Raw genomic sequence first — 8,351 nt, forward strand, 5'->3', positions numbered from 1 at the left:
GCCGCGTATGTACGGAGAATATCGGGGGCAACGGTAAAGCGGTCGATAGCGCTTGTATCGAGTGAGCCGTCGGGAAGAAAGCCTATCTGTTTTGCCGCATCTGTATTAGATCGGTGAACCGTCAGGGCTGGCCCGGTATAACAACGTGTTAACAGGTGCGTGCCGTAGCCGGTAGGTGTCAGCAACGAGAGCAAAAAAGTGGCTCCGGTACCGCTTCCAGATGATTTCTCCGGCGAGACCGCTTCATGCGGTAAACAGGCATGCATGATGGGTTGAACAATGGATACTTCGGCTATTCCTGTGTCCGAAGAGGTTTTCGAAACAACAACCGTGACGCCGCCTGGCAGGGTTATCGTATCGTTGACCTTATATTCTTTGCCGCCGGGCAAGGGCTTTGCGTCTGTGACATAAAGCCCTATCACATCCAACGGCAATTGCGCCGCGACGACAGGCGCAGCGCCCCAAGTGCCGACCGCGCAGAGAATAGTGATCACGCTTAGTTTCTTTAAAGGACGAGGCATAGACAACCCGCCAGAGAAGTAGATGCGCACTTTGTCCACACATTGATAAAAAGATCAATATTGACCTGGTCGCGCGTCGACCAGAAGATGCTCCCCTTCAAACCCAGCACCAGGAGAAGGAATGCACGCCCAAAATGGTTACTTCGAGGTGGGCCCCGAGGATCTGAAAGATCAGACTTTGGCTGAACTGGCTGGTCTCCAATCTTTACCACTGCGCTGCGTGGGGATCGATTTGAGTGGCCAGGATTTATCGCGAGTCAGTCTGGCAGGCAGCCACTTTGAACGGTGTATTTTAACCAGCGCGGACTTTACGGCTGCTAACTTGATCAATACCCGATGGGTCAGCTGCCGTGCGGGCGAAGCTATTTTCCGCTCTGCTGCTCTCACTGATGCTGGCTTTGATCGATGCGATCTGAACAACACGAACTGGCAACGCAGCAAAGTAGCCCATGTGCGTTTTGAAGGGTGCAAGCTCACCGGGGCCAATTTCGGCGATGTCTCGGCCCTAGGCTTGAGTTTTTCTGACTGCCTGCTGAACAGTGCCATGCTTTCAGGGATTTCTTTCTACAAGTCGGAGTTGCACAAGATCGACTTCAGCGATGCTGATTTGACCTATTGCGATTTTCGCAAGGCGGTATTTGTTGAGGGCGGCAGCCTGTCGATGGCTCGCGTGAATAATGCACGTTTCGATGATGCGGACCTGCGCGAGGCAAGCCTGCAAGGCCTTCGCTTGGTGGACGCCAAGTTGTTCAAGGGAGCAATCATCTCTAGGAGTCAGGCCGGCATGTTGTTGGCCGGGCTGGGGTTGACAGTCCTCTGATGGTGCTTGGAAATATCAATCCTTTAGGTGCTGGCATTGCGGGTGAACAGGCACCCATTACTATTTGGCGCCGAATCCGAGAACGCTGGCCGCGAGCATGAGAGCCGCAAACATACCGACGATCGCGAAGGCCTGCTGTAGGCGCGGACCAGCCAGTTTGTGAGCAACCTGCCTAGCTGCGACCAAGCCGAGTACTGCACCCACAGCGAACGGGATAGCCGCCGGCCAGTACATTGCGCCGGTCAGTGCAGCAGTGGTTACGCCGCCTATTGAGACCAGGGCAATAACCGCGAGTGAGGTAGCGACGATGCTTTTGGTTTCCAGGTTGGTGTATCGCGTCAGCGCAGGGATGATTACGAAGCCGCCACCGACACCCAGCAGTCCTGAAAGTAACCCCGACGCGAAACCGGTGAAGGCCAAGGCTCGGGCGCAGGGCAGGGTCCAGCGCAAGCGCCCTTTGGCCGGGTTTAGCACACAAGGCAGCGTTGCTTGGCGCTGCGCCGCAACGCCGCCGCGCAATGCTCGGTTGGCATTGCGCAGGATACGGACGCTGGCGTAGATCAATATCAATGAGAAAGCCAGCGCGAGTGGTGCATTGGCGACGCGCTGTGCAAGGTTCAGCCCCACCGGCGCTGCAATGATGCCGATGCCGGCGACCAACCCGGCGGCGCGGTAGCGCACCACGCCCTGTTTCAAACCAAGTACGGCACCAACGCTGGCCGCCAGGCCCACGGCCAATAACCCTACCGGGGCCGCCTGCACCATGCTTAAACTCAGGCCAAATACCAACACGGGGACAGCGAGGATGCCGCCGCCGGCTCCGGTCAATGCCAGCACAGCTCCTATCAGCGAGCCCAGCACTACGCCCAGGACGTTGTGCTCGATCATGGTTGGGTTTCCGGCTCGACCATGGGAGTGTCAGCAAACCATTCGCGGCCTTTCAACATGCAATGCCAGTAGAACGGCGGCAGAATATGCGCCTTCAAGAACCATCCTAGCCGGGAAGGTTTGCGACCATCCAGAATCCAACGCGAGAAAGTCGGCGCTAGCTTGCCGCCGTATAGAAATTCGGCCAGGACAACCTTGCCACGCTCTACGGTCAGCGGACATGAACCGTAGCCATTGTAAGCGGCTCGGGTTGTTTTCAGGCCTAGACTAACCAGCACATTGGTGGCGACCACAGGCGCCTGCTTGCGGGCTGCCGCCATGGTTTTTGCATTCGTAGTGTTGACCACATCGCCCAACGCATGGATGTTAAGAAAGGAGCGGTGCCTGAGTGTCGTTGGGTCCACGTCGATCCAACCAGTTGCATCTACCAGGGGGCTTGTACGGATGAAGTCAGGCGCCACCTGAGGTGGGACGACGTGGAGCATGTCAAAGGCTTCGACCACGGTCTCCGTGCTGCCATCCTTGTGGGTACGCAGGAAGGTCGCCCGCTTGTTGGGGCCATCGACGGCAATCAACTTATGATTGAACATCAAGTCGACGGCATATTTCTCCATATACGCCATGAGCGCCGGGACATAGTCAGCCACCCCAAACAGTACAGCGCCGGCATTGTAGAAATGAGTTTTCACCTTCCCTTGGCGCTTGTTCTTCAACCAGTAATCGCATGATAGGTACAGCGCTTTCTGCGGCGCACCTGCGCACTTGATCGGCATGGGCGGTTGAGTGAACAGCGCCTTGCCTGCGTCAAGCTGCTGCACTAACTGCCAGGTATAAGGCGCCAGGTCGTAGCGGTAATTGGACGTTACACCATGGGTGCCCAGCGCTTCGGGCAAGCCGTCGATTGCTGCCCAGTCAAGCTTTAAACCTGGGCAGATTATGAGCTGCTCGTATTGAACCACGCGGCCATTTTCAAGGGTTAGGGCATTGGACTTGGGATCAAAGGCAACCACGGACTCCTTGATCCACTGCACATCACTCGGGATGACGGACGCCATGGTACGAACAGTGGACTTGGCCTCGAACACCCCACCTCCGACCATCGTCCAGCCAGGCTGGTAGTAATGCGCATCGGCCGGGTCAATCAAGACGATCTCCAGCCCTGGCTGGCGAATCTTCAAGCTCGACGCCGTGGCAATGCCCGTGGAGCCGGCGCCCACGATGACAACCTGATAATGGCTATCTGCGTTCCGCAGGGACAGGCGCCCACGGATGGAGGAGATATCGATCCCAGCCTTTTTGGTGGTTTTCAGGATGTCACAAAGGTTCTGTTTACCCGTCTCTGAAAGCGCCCACAGCATCGCCGCGCGTGTGCCAGAGCGACAGTAGGCAACCACTGGTGTGGGGGCCTGTTGCAGTAATGTGGCAAAGGCATTGACTGTTGAGTCGGCAATCTCCGATGTCGAAGTGGGCAGGTAGTGGAAGGTCAAGCCTTCTGCTGCCGCTGCACGGCCGATCGTGTCCTGTGAAGGCTGGTTGGTTGCTTCGCCATCGGGCCTGTTGCAGATGAGGGTATGAATGCCGCGTGCGGCAAGTTCCTTGACGTCATCTACCGTTACCTGGGCCGATATTGCAAAGTCGGCGGTCAACTTATGAAGTTGCATCGATCACTTCCCGAGTTTATGAATAACGGTATTCAAAATGTGTTGAGCGGTATCTTCAGGTAGCGAATACCGTTGGATTCAGGCTCTGGCATATGACCGCTGCGCATATTGATCTGGACCGAGGGCAGGATTAACACCGGCATCTCCAGGGTTGCATCCCGTGCCTCTCTCATCTTGACGAATTCATCTTCGCTGATGCCTTCATGCACATGAATGTTCTCGGCATTCTGAGCGTGTACGCTGGTCTGAAATGCCAACGGGCGGCCGTTGGGGCGGTAGTCATGGCATAGGAATATTTGCGTGGCGGGCGGTAGCGCCAAGATCTTCTTTATTGAACGAAACAACGTCCTTGCGTCCCCGCCCGGGAAATCGCAACGTGCCGTGCCGTAATCAGGCATGAAGAGGGTGTCACCGACAAACGCCATTGTGTGCTCGTCATCATGGACGACATACGTCATACAGGCGGGCGTATGGCCTGGGGTGTGCATGGCCTTAGCCGACAAGTTGCCGATGGAAAATGCCTCTCCGTCATCTAGCAGCGCATCAAACTGGCTGCCATCGCGCTTAAACTCGGCCTCGCTGTTGAACAGCTTGCCGAACACCTCCTGGACCTCCCGGATGTGATTGCCGATGGCAATCTTCCCGCCCATGTGATCTTTCAGGTACGTCGCGGCAGTGAGATGGTCTGCGTGCATGTGTGTTTCCAAAATCCATTCGACGGACGCACCCAGTTCCTTCACGCGCTGAATCAATCGATCCGCAGACTGGGTGCTGGTGCGCCCGGAGTTCGGGTCGTAGTCCAGCACGCTGTCAATCAGCGCACAGTGGAGGGTCGAACGATCGAGCAACAGGTAGCTGAATGTTGACGTTGCCTCATCAAAAAATGCTTCGAGCCATATCGTTTCGCTGATGTTCATTGGGGCGCACCTAAGACTGTTATGACAGTGGATCAATATCCATGCCAGGCAGGGAGCGGCGGTGCGTTCGCTGTTTTGTTGAGGTATGCCATGTGAAGGGAGCCATCTGTCACACATCTGCCAACAAAAATGGCAGTTGGTTGGCAGTCGGTGGCAGTATGTGGCAGACGTAAATGCCTAGCCTTGGATAACAAACTGATGAGCACCCATGTGATCGCGACGGACCAGCCCGATGTTCAGGCGTTGACGTCGTACCTTGAACACGATGATTGCCCAACGATCATCCTGGATGTTGAATACAACATCGTTGCTGCCAACAGCGCCTACCAGCGCCACTTTGGTGTCCAAGGCAAGTCACACGTCGGTTCGAAGTGCTTCAACGTGTCCCATGAATACGCCGTTCCATGCGACCAAGCCGGCGAGCACTGCCCGATGCGTAAGGCCTTCGATAGCCATCGTGCGGAACGGGTGCTGCATATTCATCACACGCCCCGGGGGCCTGAGCATGTGGACGTAGAGCTGCGTCCGATCTTGGATCGCCAAGGCCAGGTTGTTGCGTATGTCGAGCGCTTGAGCACGGTAGAACTCGCGTCAGCACAACCTCAGAAGCAGGGCCTTGTGGGGACTTCGGCTGCATTCAAGGCGGCGCTGAGCACCTTGCAGAGAGCGGCCCCTTCTTCTATCCCGGTATTGCTCCAGGGCGAATCGGGTACCGGGAAAGAACTGTTTGCCAGGGCGCTGCACAATGGAAGCCCACGCGCCAATGGTCCTCTGGTCGTGGTTGATTGTACTGGCCTTACTGAGTCGCTTTTCGAGAGTGAGCTGTTTGGCCATGAAAAAGGCGCATTCACAGGTGCGCTTTACAAGAAAACCGGCCTGGTAGAGGCCGCCCATGGGGGCACGCTATTTCTCGATGAAATCGGCGATGTACCTCTGTCTATGCAGGTCAAACTCTTACGCCTGATTGAATCAGGCAGCTTCAGACCGGTAGGCAGCTTGCGCACAGTCCATTCGGATTTCCGCTTGGTCGTGGCCACGCACAAGCCATTGAAGAAAATGGTTGAGTTGGGCACCTTCCGACAGGATCTTTACTACAGGATCAGCGCATTTCCAATCACGCTTCCGCCACTTCGAGAGCGAAATGAGGACTTGCCGTTGCTCATAGAGAGCCATCTGCAACGCATCGCCCCAGGAAGCAGAGGCACAGTTGAACCGTCAGCAATGAAGCGCCTGGAGTGCTATGCATTTCCTGGAAACATCAGGGAGCTTAAAAATATTCTTGAACGAGCACGACTGCTCAGTGACGACGGCATCATCAGAGAGAAAGATTTACCCGCCGATCTGCTTGATGAGATATCCGTACTTCCGTTGACCACAAAAAATGGTAAAGAGCTTCAAGCCATGGCTCATATGCTTAATGCGTTCAATGGCTCACGATCGGAACTTGCCCAAGCGTTAGGTGTTAGTGAGCGAACACTCTATAGGCGCCTAAAGAGTTTAGGCCAAAACGTTTAAACAATTACCCAGCGATTGTGTGCAGCAGCTGAATCTACTCGACCCCCAAACTCTTGGTCTGGGGGGTCGCTCTCAAACATAGAATCGACCATATGTGCTCGCTGAAGATCTCCTGTGTGGCGCGCACTTGCCCGTGAAGACGATGACACGGTCTTGCTAATCCGCTATTGCACAGGGTTCGGCGATGATTATTGGCTGGCCAACCTGGCACTGGCCACCGTTAATCCATCCTTCCCGTCGCGACTGTTAACCCCCACCAACCATGCTTCCAGCACCGCCGGATTAGCCTTCAGCCACGCCTTGGCCGCCGCCCTCGGTTTCTGGTTTTGGTTCAGCACCGCGTCCATCAACTGGTTCTCCATGGCCAGGCTGAACTCCATGTTCTGCAGCAGTTTTCCGACGTTGCTGCATTCATTGAGGTAGCCCTTGCGCACGTTGGTGTAGACCGTCGCCTGGCCAAAATTCGGGCCGAAGTAGGCATCGCCGCCACTGAGGTACTTCATCTTGTTGCGGGTGTTCATCGGGTGCGGTTCCCAGCCGAGGAACACCATCCATTCGTTCTTGCGGGTGGCGCGCTTGAGCTGCGAAAGCATCGCCGCTTCGCTGGACTCGACGACTTTGAAGTCTTTCAGGCCGAAAGCGTCCTTGTCGATCATGCTCTGGATTAGGCGGTTGCCGTCGTTGCCCGGTTCGATGCCGTAGAGCTGGCCGTTGAGTTTGTCCTTGAATTTGGCGATGTCGGCAAAGTCGTGCAGCCCGGCGTCGTACACGTAGTCGGGCACCGCCAGGGTGTATTTTGCGCCGTGCAGGTTGGCGCGTACGGTTTCCACGGTGCCGGCATCGCGATAGGGTTTGATGTCGTTTTCGGTGGTGGGCATCCAGTTACCGAGGAACACATCCAGTTCCTTGCCCGAGGACAAGGCGCGGTAGGTCACGGGGATCGACAGTAGGGTGGTTTTGGTTGTGTAGCCGAGGGATTCCAGCACTTCGCTGGCGATGGCCGTGGTGACGGTGATGTCGGTCCAGCCGACATCGGAAAAACGCACCGTGGAGCAGGACTCCGGTTCTGCTGCCTGAACCAATAACGGTAGGCTCAGGGACGCAAGCAATAACAAAGCTTTCATAGGGTCAACTCCTCAATGTTAGACGTCAATACCGAACCAGTTCAGTGGCGCCGGTTCGGTGTTCAGGTAGATATGCTTGAACTCGGTGAACTCATCCAGACCAGCCCGCGACAGTTCGCGGCCGATGCCGCTGGCCTTGTAGCCACCCCACGGCGCTTGAGGGAAGGCTGCGTTGTAGTCGTTGATCCACAAGGTGCCGACCCGCAGCCGTTTGGCCATGCGATAAGCCTTGCCGATGTCCTGGGTCCAGACGCCGGCGGCTAGACCGTAGGGTGTGTCGTTGGCCAGTTGCAGCGCCTGGGTTTCACCGTTGAAACGTTCGACGGTGATGACCGGACCGAAAATTTCTTCCCGGGCGATGCGCATGTCGGCCGTGACGTTGCCCAGCAAGGTCGGCCGCAGCCAGAACCCGCGATCGAACTGCTCGGGTATCGTGCCGCCCGCCAGTAAGGTCGCGCCTTGTTCGAGGGCACCGGCAATCATCGTGAGAATCTGATCGCGCTGGCTGGCAGAAATCAGCGGGCCCATTTGCGTCAACGGGTCAAGACCATCGCCCAAGCGAATTTTAAGGATTCGTTGCTGCAAGGCCTCGACAAATCGATCATGAATCCCGTCCTCAACCAGCAGTCGGGAACCAGCGGAGCAGATTTGCCCTGCATTGAAAAACACTGCGTTCAGTGCCTGATCCAGCGCCACTTCAAAGTCTGCATCGGTAAACACGATGTTCGGGTTCTTGCCACCGAGTTCCAGCGCCACTCGTTTGAAGTTGCCAGTGGCCGCGCGCATCACCTTACCGCCGGCACCGGCGCCACCGGTCAGCGACACCAGGTCCACTTCATGACTGGCGGCGAGCAATTCACCGACTTCACCTGGACCGCAAAGCAGGTTGAACACGCCGTCGGGCA

At 56.4% G+C, this 8,351-nt stretch carries 8 protein-coding genes; 2 read left to right on the top strand and 6 right to left on the bottom strand.

Annotated features, from left to right (window positions below):
* Nucleotides 1-494 (bottom strand): hypothetical protein (locus M0974_RS30655; RefSeq protein WP_297845719.1); only part of this gene is annotated, 494 nt, incomplete at its 3' end.
* Nucleotides 495-642: 148 nt separating this feature from the next.
* On the opposite strand from M0974_RS30655, the gene M0974_RS30660 reads away from it, so the two are divergent.
* On the top strand, nucleotides 643-1,341 hold the full coding sequence (locus tag M0974_RS30660; RefSeq protein WP_297845722.1) for a pentapeptide repeat-containing protein: 699 nt from the start codon (nucleotides 643-645) through the stop codon (nucleotides 1,339-1,341).
* A 60-nt stretch (nucleotides 1,342-1,401) separates the two neighbouring features.
* On the opposite strand, the gene M0974_RS30665 is transcribed toward M0974_RS30660, so the two are convergent.
* From M0974_RS30665 to M0974_RS30675, 3 genes are read right to left on the bottom strand one after another with little or no spacing between them, the layout of a single operon-like run.
* Nucleotides 1,402-2,229, bottom strand: a complete 828-nt coding sequence (locus M0974_RS30665; RefSeq protein WP_297845724.1) for a sulfite exporter TauE/SafE family protein — start codon at nucleotides 2,227-2,229, stop codon at nucleotides 1,402-1,404.
* The gene (locus M0974_RS30670) at nucleotides 2,226-3,890 is read right to left on the bottom strand and encodes a bifunctional protein tyrosine phosphatase family protein/NAD(P)/FAD-dependent oxidoreductase (protein ID WP_297845725.1); all 1,665 of its coding nucleotides are present in this window, start codon (nucleotides 3,888-3,890) and stop codon (nucleotides 2,226-2,228) included. The genes M0974_RS30665 and M0974_RS30670 overlap by 4 nt, the downstream gene beginning before the upstream one ends.
* Nucleotides 3,891-3,922: 32 nt before the next feature.
* The gene (locus M0974_RS30675; protein ID WP_297845726.1) at nucleotides 3,923-4,807 is read right to left on the bottom strand and encodes an MBL fold metallo-hydrolase; all 885 of its coding nucleotides are present in this window, start codon (nucleotides 4,805-4,807) and stop codon (nucleotides 3,923-3,925) included.
* A gap of 198 nt (nucleotides 4,808-5,005) precedes the next feature.
* Between M0974_RS30675 and M0974_RS30680 the strand changes: the two genes are divergently transcribed.
* The gene (locus M0974_RS30680; RefSeq protein WP_297845728.1) at nucleotides 5,006-6,322 is read left to right on the top strand and encodes a sigma 54-interacting transcriptional regulator; all 1,317 of its coding nucleotides are present in this window, start codon (nucleotides 5,006-5,008) and stop codon (nucleotides 6,320-6,322) included.
* Nucleotides 6,323-6,510: 188 nt separating this feature from the next.
* On the opposite strand, the gene M0974_RS30685 is transcribed toward M0974_RS30680, so the two are convergent.
* Both M0974_RS30685 and M0974_RS30690 read right to left on the bottom strand, forming a co-directional pair.
* Nucleotides 6,511-7,446 (bottom strand): choline ABC transporter substrate-binding protein, encoded by a 936-nt coding sequence (locus M0974_RS30685; protein WP_297845729.1) that lies wholly within the window; start codon nucleotides 7,444-7,446, stop codon nucleotides 6,511-6,513.
* Nucleotides 7,447-7,464: 18 nt separating this feature from the next.
* The coding region (locus tag M0974_RS30690; protein ID WP_297845730.1) for an aldehyde dehydrogenase family protein at nucleotides 7,465-8,351 on the bottom strand (887 nt) is incomplete at its 5' end.

This window comes from Pseudomonas sp. (assembly GCF_026224925.1).
Lineage (GTDB): Bacteria > Pseudomonadota > Gammaproteobacteria > Pseudomonadales > Pseudomonadaceae > Aquipseudomonas.